Source organism: Methylocaldum sp., assembly GCF_035627495.1.
GTDB lineage: Bacteria > Pseudomonadota > Gammaproteobacteria > Methylococcales > Methylococcaceae > Methylocaldum.
Genome location: NZ_DASPLO010000137.1, coordinates 23869 through 42493, shown reverse-complemented (window position 1 = coordinate 42493; position 18625 = coordinate 23869). Strand labels below are relative to the sequence as shown.

12 protein-coding genes are annotated in these 18625 nt (G+C 59.4%); 1 reads left to right on the top strand and 11 read right to left on the bottom strand.

The features are described 5' to 3' along the window. Positions 1-36 precede the first annotated feature (36 nt). The 5 genes from VEB01_RS10900 to VEB01_RS10880 form a co-directional block, all read right to left on the bottom strand. Positions 37-1923 (bottom strand): Ig-like domain-containing protein, encoded by a 1887-nt coding sequence (locus VEB01_RS10900; protein ID WP_324875353.1) that lies wholly within the window; start codon positions 1921-1923, stop codon positions 37-39. Between the two features lie 16 nt (positions 1924-1939). Continuing rightward, positions 1940-3253, bottom strand: coding sequence for a multicopper oxidase domain-containing protein (locus tag VEB01_RS10895; RefSeq protein ID WP_324875351.1), 1314 nt, complete (start codon positions 3251-3253; stop codon positions 1940-1942). A gap of 10 nt (positions 3254-3263) precedes the next feature. Beyond that, positions 3264-4487, bottom strand: coding sequence for a multicopper oxidase domain-containing protein (locus tag VEB01_RS10890; protein WP_324875348.1), 1224 nt, complete (start codon positions 4485-4487; stop codon positions 3264-3266). A 65-nt stretch (positions 4488-4552) separates the two neighbouring features. After that, a complete protein-coding gene (locus tag VEB01_RS10885) occupies positions 4553-9514 on the bottom strand; it encodes an SdrD B-like domain-containing protein (RefSeq protein WP_324875346.1) in 4962 nt (1653 codons plus the stop codon). Between the two features lie 269 nt (positions 9515-9783). Next, the gene (locus VEB01_RS10880; RefSeq protein WP_324875344.1) at positions 9784-10170 is read right to left on the bottom strand and encodes a response regulator transcription factor; all 387 of its coding nucleotides are present in this window, start codon (positions 10168-10170) and stop codon (positions 9784-9786) included. A 197-nt stretch (positions 10171-10367) separates the two neighbouring features. On the opposite strand from VEB01_RS10880, the gene VEB01_RS10875 reads away from it, so the two are divergent. Beyond that, positions 10368-11024, top strand: coding sequence for a response regulator transcription factor (locus tag VEB01_RS10875; protein ID WP_324875342.1), 657 nt, complete (start codon positions 10368-10370; stop codon positions 11022-11024). A gap of 10 nt (positions 11025-11034) precedes the next feature. Here VEB01_RS10875 and VEB01_RS10870 read toward each other — a convergent pair whose 3' ends face one another. The 6 genes from VEB01_RS10870 to VEB01_RS10845 all read right to left on the bottom strand — a co-directional run bounded on the left by VEB01_RS10870 (position 11035) and on the right by VEB01_RS10845 (position 18549). Next, on the bottom strand, positions 11035-12258 hold the full coding sequence (locus VEB01_RS10870; RefSeq protein ID WP_324875340.1) for a PAS domain-containing sensor histidine kinase: 1224 nt from the start codon (positions 12256-12258) through the stop codon (positions 11035-11037). A gap of 204 nt (positions 12259-12462) precedes the next feature. After that, on the bottom strand, positions 12463-14250 hold the full coding sequence (locus tag VEB01_RS10865; protein WP_324875338.1) for a glycoside hydrolase family 15 protein: 1788 nt from the start codon (positions 14248-14250) through the stop codon (positions 12463-12465). 121 nt (positions 14251-14371) lie between these two features. Further along, positions 14372-15520 (bottom strand): ABC transporter ATP-binding protein, encoded by a 1149-nt coding sequence (locus VEB01_RS10860; RefSeq protein WP_324875336.1) that lies wholly within the window; start codon positions 15518-15520, stop codon positions 14372-14374. A gap of 14 nt (positions 15521-15534) precedes the next feature. Beyond that, positions 15535-16371 carry a carbohydrate ABC transporter permease gene (locus tag VEB01_RS10855; RefSeq protein ID WP_324875334.1) on the bottom strand — a complete coding sequence of 279 codons (837 nt, stop codon included), beginning with the start codon at positions 16369-16371 and terminating at the stop codon, positions 15535-15537. A gap of 1 nt (position 16372) precedes the next feature. After that, complete coding sequence (locus VEB01_RS10850) at positions 16373-17236, bottom strand: carbohydrate ABC transporter permease (RefSeq protein WP_324875332.1); 864 nt, start codon at positions 17234-17236, stop codon at positions 16373-16375. Continuing rightward, positions 17233-18549 (bottom strand): ABC transporter substrate-binding protein, encoded by a 1317-nt coding sequence (locus tag VEB01_RS10845; RefSeq protein WP_324875330.1) that lies wholly within the window; start codon positions 18547-18549, stop codon positions 17233-17235. The genes VEB01_RS10850 and VEB01_RS10845 overlap by 4 nt, the downstream gene beginning before the upstream one ends. Positions 18550-18625 lie beyond the last annotated feature (76 nt).

Genomic DNA, 18625 nt, shown 5'->3' with positions numbered 1-18625 from the left:
CTGTGTTTTCATGACACACCTCTAATGAATCGTTTCTTACCGCGTGACATTCACGCGAACCGTCGCCACGTTGGACGTCTTGCCCTGGTTGTCCTTGACCGTGTAGGTAAACGTGTCGGTGCCCCTGAAGTTGATCCTCGACTTATAGGTCACCGTGCCGTTGGCGTTGGACGTCGCCGTGCCGCCCCTGTTGGGTTGGGTCACGATGGTGACGGTGTTCGGGGCGATCGTGCCGTCCGGATCGGTGTCGTTGGCGATGACATTGATGGTTGTCGCGACGTTCGTTCTCGCGCTTGCCGTATCGTTGCGTGCGACCGGCGCCTGATTGGGATTGACCGTGATCGAGACGGTGGCGGGATTGCTCGTGTTGTTGGCGGCGCCGCTATTGTCCCGCGCCTGATAGGTGAAGCTTGCCGTGCCGGTGAACGCGGCGGTGGGTGTGTATGTGAATCCGCCGTTCGCATTGCCGGTTACGGTGCCGTTCGATGCCGCGCCGAAGTTCACCGCCGTGAGCGTATCGCCCGCGTCCGGATCGCTGTCGTTGGCTAGCACGCCCGGAGCCGGGATGTTAAGACTGCCGCCCTGGGCCATGCTGTACGAATTGTTCTGCGCTACCGGCGGATCGTTCACCGGGTTCACGTTGATAGTGACGGTCGCCACGTTGCTGCTCGCGGTCCCGCTGGTAGCCTTATAGGTGAAGCTGTCGGCGCCCGAGGAATTGGCTGTCGGCGTATAGTTGAAGGAGCCGTCGGGAGCCAAGCTCAGCGTGCCCTTGGCGGTGCCGCTCACCAGCGAGGCGCTGAGCGGCGGCGTTCCGGTATCGTTGCCCAGTACGCCGGGAACCGGTATGGCAAGGGCGGTATCCTCGTTCGTTGAATAAGGACCGTCGTTGGTCGCAACGGGCGCGCCCGCCGCCGCCGCGCCCACCGTCAAATAGGCCAGCATGCCGCCGTCGGGCTGCGTGCCGTTGGTTAAATCCAGCCGGCGGTCGTAGATAGGATATTTGCCGTCCTGCCCCGGCGTCGGCGAGAGAATCGCGTCGAGGGTCTTGGCCGCGGGCAGCAATGCCGAATACTGAGTCTTGACATAGGGGTATGGATTGCCGTCCTCGGCCACCAACTGCATATCGAGTCCTTGAAGCACCGGCACATGAGTCCGCAAGCCCGCGTTCAGGAACCGGATCAGGGTCTTTTGTCCGGCGCCCCCTCCTGAAAGCGGCGGCGGTGGGCTGTTCGCGTCGTATGGTTGGCCGTTCACCAGGAAATACTTGGGCGCGTAGTTGATCGTGCTGGGATAGGCGGCCGTGCCGTAGGTACCGCCCGCAACGGCAGCATGAAGTGCCGGGTCGATCTCGCTGTAGAGCAGCACGACTTCGTTGTCATAGGCGATGCCGGGATAGGCCCACCCGGCCGCATCATCTTTGGTCAGGCCGCCGTAAAGGCCCATTTGCACCTGCACCTGCGGGTGCGTGCCGCTGTGATAGAGATAGGTCCCCGGCTTGAGATCGGCCCAAGTATAGGTACCGGTGGCGCCGGCCGGAGTTTGGGCCGCGAATGAGCGGACTCGCGGCCTGCCCTGGGCGTCGTTGACCTTGACCGGGTTCATGTTCGCGATCTGCCCCGGAATGACGATCGAGACCGGCTCGGGCAATCCGTCGTTCTTCAAGTGGATGGTGAGCGTGCTATCGCCCGGCGGGACTGTCAGCGCAGGACCGGGCACCGTTGCCGGGTTGCCCGAATTGAACGCGGGGTTGTCGAGCGCGAATCCCCACATGGGCACCGTAACACCGCCCGGCATCATCACCTCGACGGTGTCGGCCCGCAGCCAGTACTCCGCGGCGAAGGCCGAATTCCACGCGATGGCGAGTGCCGATAATGCCGGGAGATGAATCCCGAACACATGCTTCGATTTTTGGCTGTTCATGACTTTGTTCCCTCAATCAAGGAATCGGCACACTGGGAGGCTCGATGATCACCATGGTCATCATCCCGCCGGGGAAAATATCGTCATTGGTGAGTTCCCGTTCGGTATGGGAGTGCCACATGTGGAAATAGCCGGCATTGAGGTTCTTGCCGCCCGCACCGGGAGGCAGCACTCCGAACTGTCCGAGGAATGGGCTGCCGCTCCAGAACTCCCCGATCGTTACGGCGAGCTGGGGGTCCGGCAGCACCACCGGGAGCGGTTTGCCGTGGTCGGGTGCGTATTCGTTCGGCTGAAGGGGATCGCCCGGTTGATGTCCGTAAATGTCCCAGCCGAGCCCTTTTCCGGTCCATTCGAAGAGCGCGTCGTAGGTTTCCCCCGGCGCCGTGGTGATGGTGTAGTCCGAACTCGCGAGATCGGGTCCCGCCCCGGATGCGCTTTCCAGCAGCCTGCCGTCGTGCGCGATCAACCAGGAGTTATTGCCGTGGTGATGGAAGGGGTGGAGGTCGCGGCCGGCATTGATGAGTCGCAGCAGCAGCTTTTCCCCGGGATGCATCCGAGGCAGGCAGTTGTAGGGCTGGGTGGGCAGCCAGGGCGTATCGTTGCCGGATTTGAGCATGGTGTCCGGACCGTTGCGTCCGTTGATGAACCAGTGCACGGGATGGCGGGCGGCGGTATCGACTTCAGCCCGCCGGCCGGCTTCGATCAGCTCGTGAATTTTCGGATCCATCTCGCTCAGCAGAAACAGGTATTCCTGATCGAAAGCGCTGTCCGGGTGTCCGTAGGCTTGGCCGTCTGAATTGGGCCTCACGATGAGCGCACCCACCAGCCCCATTTCGACTTCCAAATCCATATGGGTGCCTGTGTGATAGAGATAGGTTCCTGGGCGGGATGCGGTGAAGGTGTAGGTCACGACTGCTTCGTTCTCCGGCGTGGCCGGGTTATTCGAGGTATTGGCTTCCCGGGTCAGCAGTCCTTCCGTGCCTCCACTGGCGGTGACGCCCTCCTGCCCCGGAAACACGATGGACACCGGAAGGGGCGCGTCGGCGCCGTGCGGCGGCAGCGCATTGTGCAGCGTGACGGTGACGACATCGCCCTGGTCCACGATCAGGGTCGGTCCAGGGTATTGCATGGTGCCGTTCCCGTTGGCGTAGCCCCAAGCCAGGACGGTGTTGCCGTCGGCCGTGCTGATGTAGTCCTCCTTGGCCGTGAGGTTGAAGGTCGGACCCGTGATGCCGTCGACGACGGCGGTTGCGGAATCGCCCCAGATGCACAGCAGCAGCGCCACGGATGCACCGGAGAGCCGTTCGAGTATGCAAGGTGACTTGTACATGACGCTTCTCCTAATTGATTACGATCTCGGTCATCATCCCGCCGTAATCCTCTTCGTTATTGCTCAGATAATTGAGGTTGGTGGTGTAGAGGAAGTAGGTTCCGGGAGTGATTCCCCGCGTATCGATCAGCACGTCGACCGCTTCGCCGCCGCCCAGGGTGACGGAACTCGTGTCGTAGTAGAGGTTCTTGCCTGTCGGGCCACGCAGGATATGGGCCCCGGTTCCCACCACTTTCATCGGGAGCCCCAGCACGGTCACCGTGTAGAAGTTGGTGATGTTGAGGTTGGAGATGCGCAGCAGGACGCGTTGTCCCGCGCTCGCCGTGACCAGCGAGGAAACTTTCTGTGACTGGGTTCCGTTATTGGCGCTTTGCCCGGATTCCGGATCAATAGGTGTTGGCAATGGGGAAGGATTGACCGTGTCCGGATAGCCGCGCCCGTTGATCATGGCGTAGGTGTCCTTCATGTTGGCGAAAGGCAGCGGCTGGATGCTCTGGTGGAGATCATGGAACACCGGGTCGAACGAACCCAGTTGCAGCGGGTATTCCACGTCGTACCCGGTCGAGCCGTCGCCGTCGTTGTATGCGAACTTGGTGTAGGTCTTGCCGTCGTAGGTCTTGGAGGTTCCGTCCTGCTTCGGGTGTACGTAGAGATTGCCGAGCATTCCCATCTGCATGTGTTCGGTGGCTTCGACGTGGCAGTGGTAGATGAATGTGCCGGGTTCCACGATGTTGTAGTAGTAGGTGAGAGTCTCGCCTTGGTTGATGGCGATCGAGCCTTCCGGCATGCCGTCGAACACGGCGGACGCATTGGGAAATCCGTGGAAGTGAACGGAATGAGGATCGGCCAGGTCGGGGCGTATCGCCATGGCGACGTTGGTGAGCGAGAGGTAAAACTCGTCGCCCTCCTTGAGCGAGATGGTCGGCGCCGGGAAGTTTGCCGCCAGCAGGCCGGTATCCATCACTTGGTCGGGCGGCACTCCGGTCACGTCATGGAAACCGAAGGTGTACTGCAGCTTCCCGGCGTCGTCGCCCATTCTGATGAAGCCGTCTCCAGCCGTGAGGTGTTGGCACACGGCGCGAGGATGATTGGGGTCGGGATTGTCTATGACCGCGTCGCCATTGGTGTCACCCGGACACTGGACGTACACGGCCGCATGGGATGCGTTGGCCAAGGCACATAAAACCGAGGCTGTCAGCAGCCTCAGGGGCATGCGAAAAACGGACGTAGTCATGATTGCCTCCTCCATGGTTCTGAACGCGCCGCCGGGCGTCCGCCCGGCGGGATAAGCAAGCCGGATCAGGGCAGGCGGTAGTCCCCGAAGGGATCGCCCGTGGTCGGATTGAACAGGGTCAGCGGGCCGAAGTGCACATCGATGAAGTTGCCGCCTTCATCGAAAGCCGGCGCCGTCGCCAGGGCCGTCGTGACTTCCGGCTGCTGAATGGTCTGCCCCGGCGAGCTGTTGAAGTACGAAGCGGCAAAGCTGGGGTCGTTGGTGTTATTGGGCGTGAAAAAGCCTCCGGGATAGGAACATCCTTCCGGCCCGCTCAGCGAGGTTAGCGTGCTGGCACGTGGGTTCAGGCAGGCCGTACTTGCCGTTCCGAGAACGGCCAGATCGTGGAATACCGCGCCGCCAATGCCATCCGCAGCCACGACCGGCCATAGTCCGAAGGTGGACGGATCCGTGGTGTTGTCGATCTCCCAGAAGAACGACCGGTTACGCCATACGATGTTGTACAAGAGATCCGGGTTGGAGAAGAAGCCATACTGATTTCGGGTCTGGTTGCCGAAAGCAGCGGCCAGCGCAGCGCTGTGGGCGCGTGAGACGATTCCCGCCGGCTGCGCGGTGGACCGGTTGGGGCTGCCGGGACTGAACGCCTCGCCGGCTGTCGCGGTGCTGTCGTTGTGGGCAATGGTGTTGTGGAAAATTTCGATCCGGGCCGTGTCCTGCATCGAGATCCCGCCACCGGCCAGTCCGGCGATGTTGTCGACGATCCGGTTGTTCCTGATTTGGATCTCGTACCATCTGTTAGGGTTGTTCCTCGCGGCCAAAACATCCGCACCGTTGGCGAATCGAGTGCGAATGCCCCCGCCGTCGCCGGCACCGGCCATATTGCCCTGGATCAGGTTCTCGTCCACGGTCACGTTGCCCGCGCCGGCGCTCAGGCCTCCCGCCGCGAGGCTCGGCAAGCCGCCGATGAAGACACCGCCGCCGGAAGCGCTCAATCCCTGGTTGAAGGTCTGGTTGAAGACGACGGTGTTTCGGGCGATCAGGCTCCTATCCACCAGCCGTGAACTGCTTAGGCCCAAGTGGGCGATACCGCCGCCGTCGCCGGTGGTGAAGTTACCGCATACGAAGTTGTCGGTAACCTCGTAGTTTCTGGAGCCCGTGGCGATCGTAATGCCTCCGCCGCCCAGGCCGCCGTTGCTTCCGTTCTCGACGACCTGGTTGTGGTGGATGCGGACGTTATAGTTCCGATTGTCGGTATAGGCGGTACCGTTGATCAGTTGCGGGTTCCCGATGCGGATGCCGCCGCCGTAGATGCCATTGTTGCCGATGATGCGGTTGTTGCTGATCTCCAGCCAGTTGGCATAGCCGTTGACGAAGATGCCGCCGCTGTGGTCCGCACCGGTGATGGTGAAGCCGTCGATGCGTGCCCTCTGCGCCGCGGGCGCCGAGGTGAACTCGTTGGTGTTGGCCACCACGGTGATGCCTGCGCCTTCCTCCGTATTGAAGAGTGTCGGTTCGTTGTCCTGCGGATCGACCGTACCGGCCTCTTGTCCCGGCAGCAGGCTGAACTGATTCGCGTTGAGAAGGCTGGTGAGCTTGTTTCTCCAGTTCTGCAACTTCTCGGCCGGGAATTTGGCCGCGTTGATGATGGTCGAGCCAGCCCCCCAGCCTTGGAGGCGAACCTTCTTGTGCATGATCGGCAGCTCGTCGTACTCGCCGGGAGCGACCGTGATCAGCGCGCCGGCCGGAGCCGCGTCGATCGCCGTCTGGATGGATTGCCCGGCATTCACGACGATGGGTGCAGGGCCGCCCACGGTGACGGTGACGCCGTTCACCGTGGATGCGCCGCCATTGGCGCGGGTGACCACCAACTCCCCGGTACTCGTGCCAGGCGGGACGCGTACCACGATTTGGTCGTTGGACCAACTGCAGGTCGGGGAGCAGTTATTGAATGTCAGAGTCGCGTTGCCGATTCTCACGATGCCCTGCGTATCGCCGAAACCGTAGTCGCGCACGATGGTCTTCGCGTTGCTGCCGTCATAGGCCGGATTCGGCACCTCGACCTGGCCCATGGAGCGGATGGTGATGTACCGGCGATTTCCGCCGTTGTTGATCGGCGTCTGTACGTACGGTCCCACGTTGCCGGTGCCCGTCACCGAGTAAATCATCGGCGTGCCACTGGCCTGTTCGCAGTCCAGCGGGAACTTGTCCAGCGACGCAAAGGCGGCGATGGGCAGTACCGGGGTATCCAGATAAGTGGTTTTGCCCGGCAGGTACTGGAAGGTGTAGCAGAACTGGCTGTACCGCGGGTTGTAGTAAGGGTCCAGGGTGTACCCGCCCGGATTGTTCGGATCGGGCATGGTGGGCGAGTTCATGCACGCCGTCAGCATGTTCGGCGCGACCCCTGAAGGCATGGGCGGGTTGATGGTGAAGGTGGAGGGTACCAGGGCATTGAACCGGCCCCACTGGTCCGCATGCACGCGGTTGATTTCCCGCCCGGTCCAGTCGCGAATCGAGACCGGAAGGTAGGGCGGGGCGTATTTCTCGCCGAAGGTGGGCGCGTTCGGGTCGAACTCGTTGGACAGATCGTCCAGGATCATGCCGACCATGTGCCCTGCGATCGGCACCTCGGTGAACATGTAGAAGTCCGCCGCCGCGTTTTGGCCCTGGGCGACACGAACCTGCTTGCGGTCGCACAGGGGGCGTGTCTGGCCGGCGTAGGCCCCCGGCACGCCGGGGAACAGGCTCAACTCGGCGGGCACCAGGTGCGGATCGCCCACGCACACCGGCGGCAGAAGCAGCGGGCTCGGGGTGTACTCGTCGCCGAAATCGACATTCTTGTCCTCTTCTTTCTGGTGCTCGTAGCCGGGCGGGGCGACAGCCTCGACGATGTAGGTGCCGCCGGGCAGCTCGGGATTTCCCGCCGGGCCGCCGAAGGCATAGCCGCCGTCGAACAGAGCCGGGCGTACCTGATTGAAGTTGCGCAGCCCGTCGTAGCAGTCGGTCGGCTGGCCGGTGGCCGAGTAGAAGATGTCCCCCTGGCAGCCGGTGGGCAGGTTATCGTCCCAACTGTCGGTGGTGGCGATGTCGTAGGCGTCGCCCCTATCGAAGGCTCCGTTGCCGTTGCGATCGACGTCTTCCGGTCCTTTGATCAAATTGCAGGCCTGCACATCCGGATTGCAATCGCTCCAGCCGAATGGATAATTGTCCACGTCGGCCAGCGTCATGGCGCCATTGCCGTCGAGGTCGTCAATGATGCCGTCCGGTGTATTGCTGGGACCGCCGGTGTCGTCTCTGTACAGGTTCACCTGGACGCGCGGAATGCCCGGCTCCCAGTTCTCGGCCGCCGCATAGCGCGGATCGTCCTCGGCGCGCGTGGTCGGATAATGGACGATGCCGCTGACGCCGCCATTCTGTCCGGCAGGATAGACCTGCTTGCCCCAGTCGATCACGCTGGTCTGGCCGAGGAAACCCTGTATGCCTTCCAGCAGCACGGCACCGGTTTCGGTGCGGTAAGGTGCGTTCCCATTTTCGGACTGCGGCTGAGGATTGAGCTTGCCGCGTGCAATGTCGTCGGACGGGATTGCCCCGCCGGCATCGACCGTGACGGTGGCGCCGGTCGCCTTGAACCGGGCGAAATCCACTTCCGCGACCAGCCAGTTAAAGAAGGGAAAGATTTCCTCGAAGCTGTAGGAGCCATCCGCCTTCGTGGGGAAAGACTGATAGATGCTGCCGTCGCGGAAACGCAGGTTAATGTTCTGGTCCGGCATGCCGACCTCGCCCGCATCCCGGAAGCCATTGCCGTTGGCGTCGAAGAACACGCTGCCCTCCAACCGGGAAAACCAGTCGAACACCGGCACTTCCACGAGATCGCAGCTTCCGTCCGGCGTGTTGCATGTTCCGTCGCCGCTCACCGTTACGCCATGCGAAGCGAAGATAATGTCCAAGGCCTCGTCCCAGACCACCAGCTGATAATTGCCCGGCGGGACGTTGGGAATGGAAAAGCTGCTGTCGGCGTTGCAGGGCTGGGCATAGACCGCTTGGCCTTCGCCGACGGCAAGGTCGTTCAGGCCGACCCAGCAGTTGGGAAAGGGATGGCCGTTGTAGAAGGGGAATTCCGGCGGACGCGAGGTGTGCAGGTTGACGACCTTGCCGGTGATCGTGCTGCCGCCGTTCAATACCGTGGTGTCATTGAGCTTGTTGACGAAGCCGATGAAGACATGGTGCCCCGGCGGTCCGAATTCGGTGAAGAAGGGCGGTTCGTTCGACTTGACCCAGGCATCGACCCCTTTCGTGCCCTCGATAGTGGCCGTCTGGTGCCAGTCGGAACCGGTCGGCGGGATGACGAAGATGGTGTATTTGGCGGGCACCAGGTTCTTGATGAGCGCCACGCCATTGGCATCGGTCTTGATGATGCCGAGCGGATTGCCGAACGCATCCTGGGTTACCTCGCCTCCCGACTGGCCATACGTCCCGCCCGCTTCATAAACCTTGACCGTGAAGTCGGCCAGTCCCTGTTCTTCCGGGAGATCGGGCGCGTTGTTGATGGGCCGATTGTCATTGAAGGCGAACACCGAAATCTGCGCGGTGGGCAGCGGCGATCGATTAACGTAGACGGTTACGTCGGACTGGCCCGGCGCTACCGGAGCGCCGCCGATGGTATACCCCGGATTGGTGGTAGCGGAGTCCGGGAGCACGGACACGAAGTATCGCTTGGTTGGGTCCAGCGGAATGTTCGTGGCATTGGCTTGGTTGCCTTTGGCCACCACGGGCATGTAGCTGGTATGGAAGCTCAAAGCCAGGCTCGTGCCCGGCTCTGCGGGTACGCCCGGTTGGGAGAACTTGCCGGCGTCTTCCTCTATCAGCCAGCGGAAATTGCCAACCGGGTTTCCATCGGAACCAATGACCGTAAGATTGACGGCATGAGCATCGAGATGAACTGAAAGTCCGAGCAACAAAGCGGAAAAAACCAAATATCGCTTCGCGCTCTGGATTAGAGGCGCGTGGCGGCTCAAAACGTGAGCTTTCATATTCATCCTCCTTGACAGCGATGTCTTTTAATTGGGCGAGCGCCAGCGCAACGACCTTTCGCTTGGCATCCTTACCTGGCGTTGTGACTAGAGTATTGAAAGGAGAATGAGCAGGAACTACAGCGAATACTGTATTCAGTGGTGTATTGACACTGTAGTCTGCATTGGCCGACTGCCAAGTGGCCGTTGGAGGAGATGGATGAAGAGCAGGGGCTTAAGGCGAGTGCGCGGCTTGTGGATCGACGTTCTTGAGATCCGGGAGTCGGGAGCTAGGTTTGTGGCGAAGAACTTGGACCCGATAGCAACGACTGGGTCAACGCGAAAACTTCAGCGCCGCTTGCCGCGTCTTTGGCCATGAAATAATCGGCGCCGCACGCCGAGGCGGCTTCGCGATACTCGACTGCATCGTAGCTGGTCAGAATGACGATGGCGGGAGAGTAAATTTGTTTGATCTTGCGTGTCAGTGCGAGGCCGTTTTCTCCGGGCAGCTTGATATCCATGAAAATCAGGTCGGGCCGCGCGCGATTGATTTTTCTCATGGCCGTGGCGCCATTCTCGGCTTCCGCGATGCCCAAGTGAGCAAATTGATCGCTTAAGAACGCTTTGAGAGAGCGCCGGAAAGAGGCGTTGTCATCGACGATCAATATCTTGCACACAATATTCCTCGGCAAAAAGCGGAAAGCGCCACATCCTTTGGCGCTTCGAAGAGGGGTCCGGTTACGTAACCGTAACGCACTGCTCTTCCGTTATTCGACCATACACGGTCGTTTTATCTCAGACACTAAGGATTTATGCTTATTTGGCTAGGAGTCTTCGCCGTACAAGATCAGCAAAAACAAAGTAGCGGTTTGCCATGGAAGGAAAAAAACGAATCTGCATCGCCGAGGACCATACCATTCTCCGGGAAGGTCTGCGGGTGCTTTTGTCCCAAGACGCGGAGCTTGAAGTGGTCTGCGAGGTCCATGACGGCCTTGAGCTCATTCAACGGTGTCGTGAAAACATACCGGATCTCATTTTGCTGGATCTCTCCATGCCTAGACTGGGGGGCTTGGAGGCAATCCACGAAATAAAGAAACGAGTTCCGCAATCCAAGATCTTGGTGCTTACCGTACACGATGTTGAAGAATACATTCTCGCGGCCTTGAGATCCGGCGCAGACGGTTATGTGTTAAAGGATGCCACTCATGCGGAATTGCGAGTCGCCATTCGCAGCGTGTTGATGGGGAAAACTTATTTAAGTCCGGGTGTTTCGGGAAAAGTCGTAAAAGGCTATCTGCAAACCAAGAGCGCGGAAGAACCTCGATCGACGTGGGATAGCTTGACACATCGGGAACGAGAGCTTCTCAAATTTATCGGCGAAGGCCATAAAAACAAGGAAATCGCGCAATATCTGCATCTCAGCGTGAAGACCGTGGAGACTCACCGCGCTAATTTGATGAAGAAGCTCAACCTTCATAGCGCGGCAGCGCTAACGGTTTATGCGGTGGAGAAAGGGTTGGTTTTGAGATAGCGACACGCCCTCAATCTACCCATACGGCACGAACGATCGTTCCGAGTCCAGGAGCGGAATCGATGTAAAAAGACCCGCCGTGACTCTCGGTCCGCTGGCGCATGCTTGCCAGGCCAAGGCCGCGTTGCCTTACTTCTCGTGCTAGCGCTTCGCCCACCTCGAATCCGCAACCGTTGTCGGTAACGATCAGTTCGATCGCAGAGTCGGTTTTTCTCAAATGAAGCACGACGCAATCGGCATTGGCATGTTTGGCGACATTGTTCAACGCTTCCTGGGTTATTCGGTAGATCACGGTTTTTAATCCGCCGGGCACTTCTTTTTCCTGGATTTCTATTTGCTTCTCGATTGAGATATCCGAGTAGATGTCCTGAAACGTACGGCAATGCCAGCTCAAAGTTGCAAGAAGACCCAAGTCGTCGAGCATCGCCGGCCTTAAATCCATCGAAATGCGCCGCACCTCGGAAATGGCCTCCTGAATTACGGGAAGAACAGTCCTCAATGATCTCTGGCCGGATGCGATCTGGTTGTCATCGAGCAGAGCGTTGATATTGTCCAGGCTGAATTTGATGGCGCTTAAATACTGTCCCACGGTGTCGTGAAGTTCCGAAGCGATCCGCTTGCGTTCCTGCTCTTGGGCGCTGAGTAGTTTTGCGGACAAAACTCGAAGTTCGCGTTTCGACATCCAAACGACCTCTTTCAGCCGTTTCTTTTGCGTAAAGTCGATGACGTTCCCAAAGACGGCTGGCGAGCCGTTATATTCAATCAAGACTTCGCTCCGCTTGATCCAGATGATCTTGCCATCTTTCCTGATGGCCCTTGATGTAAGCTCCGGTGAAGTGGCTGTCAGTCTCTGTTGGTAGGCAACGACGTCCTTTTGGGACGGTCTATGATCGGACTGAAATAATTTCCCTAGCGGCATTCCGATTAATCGGTCTTTTGGATAACCGAAAATTTTCGCCAACTTATCGTTGGCATAGACGATCTCTTCATCCTGAACGATGTAGATGCCGATGAGCAAACATTCTCCGAAAGCGTTGTATTGCTTATCCGCTTTACACGGCGACTTTTCGGCCGTCTCGGGCGTATCAATAATGTTCCAAGGGTATTCTACGGTGGTAAGGGGGTGCCGATGGGCGTAGGAAAGAGGGGCATCGGCATGCGGTATCAAAAGCTCTCGATGCACGATTTCAAGCAGCCGGCGGAACCACGCGGCGTTTTTCTTCTTTTCGACCATCCTTGTTCTCCACTCGTTTGCGACTCCATGAAATATGCCGGCCACCAGTTATTCCCGTCCGGTATTCCCGTGAGATTTGTGAGGAAATGTCCGTAGTGGAATATAAACGAAACTCGGGCACCCAGGCTACTGTGTGCCGACCGGTGGAGCGGTCCCGTCCGGGCCAGTGATTAAGCACGAGGAAAGACGCTTTTGTTCCTTACGCTAAAACGCCTCCTCCCACGCCTTGGACAGAACCATCGCCGAGTGAATGATGCCGACCATGGAATAGGTCTGAGGAAAATTGCCCCACATTTCGCCGGTTCTCGGATCGGTGTCTTCGGACAGAAGCCCCAAGTGGTTCCGGCAGTGAAGCATCTCCTCGAACATGGCGCGGGCGTCTTCTTTTCTGCCGATGGCCGTCAAAGCGCTGATCATCCAGAAGGTGCAGATGTTGAAGGCGTTTTTCGGCGCGCCGAAGTCATCCGGTTCCACATACCGCATCATGTGATTGCCGCGCCGCAATTCCCTTTCCACCGCCTCCACGGTGCCGATGAAGCGCGGATCATCCGCCGCCAGGAACTGTAGGTCGTGCAGGAGCAAAAGGCTCGCATCGAGTTCGGAGCCGCCGAAGCTTCCGACAAAGGTATTTCGCTCCGAATCGTACGCGCGCTCCGTGATTTCCTCGCGAATTCGCTCCGCCTGGGCGCGCCAGTAGTGAGCACGGTCGTGCAGCTCGATGTGATCGGCGATGCGCGCCAGGCGATCGCAGCCGGCCCAGCACATGACCGCCGAAAAGGTATGGACGCGGGCGAACCCGCGGAACTCCCACAGACTGGCATCCGGTTGGTCGTACAGTTTGGCGCATTGGTAGCCGAGGTTCTCCAATCGCTCGAAGAGGCGCCGATCCCCCGGATGGGCAAGGCGGCGGTCGAAGAAGGCCTGGGTGGCGGCCATGATCACGCTGCCGTAGATGTCGTTCTGGATGTGCTCGAAGGCTTGATTCCCGATCCGTACCGGTCTGTGATTACGATAGCCCCTGAGCGAGCTGATCCGGCATTCGATCAGTTTTTCCTCCAGGGCGATGCCGTAAACCGGCTGAAGCAGACTGTCCTTGGCCCCCGCCGCGATATTCGAGATGTAGTCGAGATATTCCTCCATGGTTCCGGTCGCGCTCAGGCGGTTGAGGGCGTTCACGACGAAATAGGCGTCGCGCAGCCAGCAATAGCGGTAATCCCAATTGCGTTCCGTGTTGGCCGCTTCGGGAATGGATGTGGTCATGGCGGCAATAACGGCGCCGGTTTCCTCGAAGCAGCAAAGCTTGAGAGTGATTGCGGCGCGGATCACGGCTTCCTGCCATTCAAAAGGGATGGAAAGCGATCGGGTCCATTCGCGCCAGTACAGCAGAGTTTGCTCATAGCTCTCGCGGGTCGCTTCAGCAACAGTGTAACGTAGCGGTTCGTCGGGACCGAAGGTGATCGCCAAAGGTTCCTCCAGCAGAAACGGCGTTTCGTCCAGGATATAGGAAACCGGCATGTCCGTACTCATGCGGAAACAGGTACCGGGCGCCACATACTGGACATAGTTGGACCCCTGGATGGTTTGCATGGGCTTGGCACCGTAATCGTAAGTCGGGCGCACTCTGACGGAAATCCGCGGCGTGCCGTTGATCGGCTGAAGCCTTCTTATCAGCCGTTGCGAACGATGCATATGGCCGTATCGCCTGAAACGCGGCGCAAAGTCGGTAATCTGCACCGCTGCGCCGTGCTGGTCGTAAAGGGTGGTCACCAAGATCGCCGTGTTGTGCTCATAGTGCTGTTCGCTATGGGCGAAATCGTCGATCACGATGTCGAAGAATCCTTCTTGAACCTCGTCCTCGTCGCCGTTGAGCAGGCTGCAAAAGATGGGATCGCCGTCGAAACGGGGCAGACAGCACCAGGCGATGCGCCCCTTGCGGTCAATCAGAGCGCTGTACATGCAATTGCCGATGATTCCGAGTTCGAGATTGCTCATAGCGGTTTCCTATACGTTTATTTTGATCGCTGCAAAGTTTTTCTTGACCCACAGGAGGACGTCCGAACATGGCTTATCAACAGGTGCCAAGTCATCGAAGGCGCTTCGACAGACCTCGATTTCAATGGTTCCGCAAAAAACTTTCGCCCGTATCGGCATCGAACAGTTGAACCTTGCTCGCGTCATAAGCCAATTCGATCCGATCGCCGCGCTGGAGCCGAAGGTCCGGAGGCACGCGGGCAATCAAAGTGATTCCAGCCCGTTGGGTTTCCGGCTCGATGATCGATGATTCATCCCTTAACGCCAGGGGCGACAGGGTTGGTCGGACATGAAGGTAAAGATCGGCGCCCAGCCATTCGACCAAAGCGATTTCGGCGCGAAAGGCGGGGCCGACTCGATGCGACGATCCCGGCAGGAAAAAATGCTCGGGGCGGATGCCGGCGACGACGCTGCGGTTGCTTAAACGGTCGAGGGGAAAAGAAGGCGGCAGAGGACAGGGGCCTATGGGCAACAGCAGACGGGCATCGCTGATTTCGGCGTGTAGGAAATTCATCGACGGCGAGCCGATGAAGCCGGCGACGAATTCGTTATGAGGCACCTCGTACAGCTCCTTCGGCGTTCCGATTTGTTGGACTTCGCCTTTCCGGAGTATTGCCACACGATCGCCCAGCACCATGGCTTCGGTTTGATCGTGAGTAACGTAAATGGTCGTGATGCCCAGCCGTTCCTGGAGGGCTGCGATCTCGGTGCGCATCTGAACGCGGAGCCGGGCGTCGAGATTGGATAAGGGTTCATCCAATAGGAACACCTGGGGTCTTCGCACGATCGCCCGTCCCATGGCCACCCGTTGCCGCTGCCCGCCGGAGAGATCCGAGGGTCTGCGGTCGAGCAGCGGGTCCAGTTCGAGGATGGCCGCGGCCTCGTCCACCCGCCGTTTGATCTCGTCGCGCGCGAGCTTGGCCAGCTTGAGCGGAAAAGCGATGTTCTCCCTGACCGTCATGTGGGGGTAGAGCGCATAGCTTTGGAACACCATGGCCATGTTGCGGTCCCTTGGGTCGAGCTCGTTGATCCTTTTGCCGTCGATCCGGATTTCGCCTTCGGTGATGTCCTCCAAACCGACGATCATATGGAGCAAGGTGGATTTACCGCAGCCGGACGGTCCCACGAAAATAAAAAATTCCCCGTCTCTAATGGTGAAATTCGCCTTTCTGACCGCCCAAGCCCCGCCGGCAAAACGTTTGCTGACATGGTCCAGGACGATTTCGGCCACTCCGCTTCTCCCCGTTATCCCTTCACGGCGCCGGCTGTGAGGCCGGTTATGATGCGGCGCTGGAAAATCAGGACCAGTGCGATAACCGGTATCGTGACCACCACGGAAGCGGCAGCGATCGAACCGGTGGGCAGCTCGAATTGGGAGCTTCCCGTGAAGAACGCGATGGCGACCGGCACCGTGCGAGCGCGATCCGTGGAGGTCAGGGACGCGGCGAACAGAAAGTCGTTCCACGCGAAAATGAAAACCAAAATGGCCGAAGCGAAGATTCCCGGCGCCGCCAGCGGCAAAATGATCTGCCGGAAGGCTTGAGACGGCGTGGCGCCGTCTACGCGGGCGGCTCGCTCCAGCTCCCAGGGGACCTCGCGGAAAAAAGCGGTCAAGGTCCAAATGGCGAGGGGCAGCGTGAAGCTCAGGTAGGGAAGGATCAAGCCCGGCCAGGTGTCGAAAAGGCGTAGCGTGCGCCACAGGTCGAATAGGGGGCCGACCACGGATATCGGCGGAAACATGGCCACGGCGAGCGTGCTGTAAAAAATCCAGCGCTTGCCGCGAAAATCGAGCCGGACGATGGCGTAGGCTGCAAAAATAGCGATCAGTATGGATAGTCCGGTGGCGATCAGGGCTATGCCGACCGAGTTCAAGAGCGCGGCCGGAAATTGGGGGTCGTTGAAGACTGTCCGGTAGTGTTCGAAACTGAGGGTATTCGGGAGAAACCGTGCGTCGTTGAGTTCATGTCCCGGCTTCAGCGACAGCGATACGATCCAGACCACGGGCAGTAACGCGTAAGCAACGGCGAAGATATTTCCCAAGGCGCCGAAAAATCCGTCTATTCGGGCGAATTTTAGGCCCATGTCATCGTCCCGTGCGTAGCAAAGGCGTTCCAAAGCCCTTGATGAAGAGCAGCGCGATTCCCAGCGTGCACAGAAAAATCAGCACCGACACCGCCGACCCCAAACCCAGGTTGAGGCGCGCAATCAGCGTGTTATACCCGATCACGGATACCGATTCGGTGCCGTGGGCGCCGCGCGTCAGGACATATACCGAATCGAAGATGCGAAACGCGTCCAAGGTCCGGAATAACAGGGCTACCAGAATGGATGGCTTCATCAAGGGCAGAGTGACAAGGCGGAAGCGCTGTATGCCGGAGGCTCCATCGACGCGGGCCGCCTTAAGCACGTCATTGGGAATGAGGCTCAGGCCGGCCAGCAGCAAGAGCGCCATGAAAGGAGTCGTCTTCCAGATCTCGCTGAGAATGATGACGGCAAACGCGGACCAGCGTTCATTGAGCCAGGCTTGATCGATATCGAGCAGACTGTTGACGAACCCGGTGGTCGGGTCGAACGCGAACTTCCAGGCCAAAGCGGCAACCACGGTGATGATGGCGTAAGGCACCAACACCGCCGAACGAACCGTACGTCGCCCGAAAACGGCTTTATGCATGAGCAGTGCGAGAACGAATCCGAGCACCAGTTCGAAAAAGACCGAAATGATCGTGATCAGAAGCGTATTCCAAAGCGCCTGCCACCATATTTCCGAACTTAGGACGCTGAAATAGTTGCTTAGACCTGTGAAGCCGGGAGGAGCGGCATAGCGAAGGTCGTAGCGGTAAAGTGAAAGCCGGGCGGCGTATAGAATCGGGTAGGCCGTAACCAAAGCCATGGCGGCCAGTGCAGGGGCGCATAGAAGCCAGGCCTTAACGTTTCGGGCTCGCTTCATAGGAGCCCTTCCGAACGCAAGGCGCGCTGCACCGCCGCCTGCAAACGCGCTGCATCCCGATCCGGATCGATATCGTGCATGGGATGGAGGGTGCGGCTGATGGCTAGAGAGACGTCGTTGTACAGCGGCGTTTGGGGACGCTGCACCGCATCCTTAAGTGTTGCCCGCAGCACATCTGCAAACGGCAGTCGGCGGCGTACGGCGGGATCATCGTAGAGCGCGTATACGGTGGGCGGGAGCCCCCCTCGTTCCGCGGCGATGCGCTGATTATCCGTGCTTGCCAGACATTCGGCCGCGCGAAAGGCAAGTTCGGGATATCGGGAATAAGCGCTGACGGCGACATTGAGTCCTCCGACCGTAACCCGGCTAGGCCGGTCGGGCAGAACCCCTGGCCAGCGTGCCCAGCCCATATGCGCCGCCACGTTGGGCGCGTTTTGTTGAGCGCTGGGCCAGACGAACGTGTAATTAAGCATGAACGACGAGTTGCCCGTTTCGAAGGCCAACCGCGCTTGGTCTTCCCGGCTGGTGGACAATCCCGGATCGGCAGAGGGAGAAGTCGCCAATCGCCGCATCATGCTAAGGGCCTTCCGGGTGGGCTCGGGCTCCAGGGAGACCCGCTTTCCGCCTTCGTCGAGAATTCTGCCGCCGGCCGAGGCGAGCAGAGAGGCAAAAAGGACAGTCAGACCTTCGTAGCGTTCGCCCTGTATCTGAATCCGGCCGTTCTTGCCCAACTCCTCGGCCAAACCGAGCATATCGTCCCAGGTATCCGGCGGGGCCCGGACCCGGTCGGTCCGATACCAAAGCAACTGGGCATTGGTGGTGAAAGGCATCGCCCAAAGTGCATCCATATAAGTCGCACTTTGAACAGTTATCGGAAACCGGCCGGCAATAGCCGTTTGCGCCGGTCCCGAAGGCCATTTCCGTATCCAGCCCGCCTCTGCAAATTCGGCGGTCCAGATCACGTCCATCCCAATGATGTCGATGGCCTCGTCGTGCGCGGCCAAGCGGCGCGTCAATTGCTCCCGCTGCTGATCGGCGTCACTGGGCAAGGGGACGAGATCGATGCGATAGCCGTCTTCCGCGAACTCGGTGCAACGTCGGACAGCTTCTCGATAGGCGCCGGAGGGTTCGTCGAACACGTACCAGGCTAGATGGGGCGGTCCGACAGATTCCGGATTGCGGCAGGACCATGCCAACAAGCCGAGAGACAGCAGAAGTAGCCGGCGAGAGAACGCGAAGATGCGCCAAACCAAGATGCGGATCGGCCATCTAGCCGAGAAAAAGCGTCTTGCTCTCAGGCGGTAGACGTCCATCGGGAAGTCCGGTCTCCTTGGAGTTCAAACGTGCTGCTCCTTGTGACTCGAAGTGGAACACCGGCCCGGGTTTTGT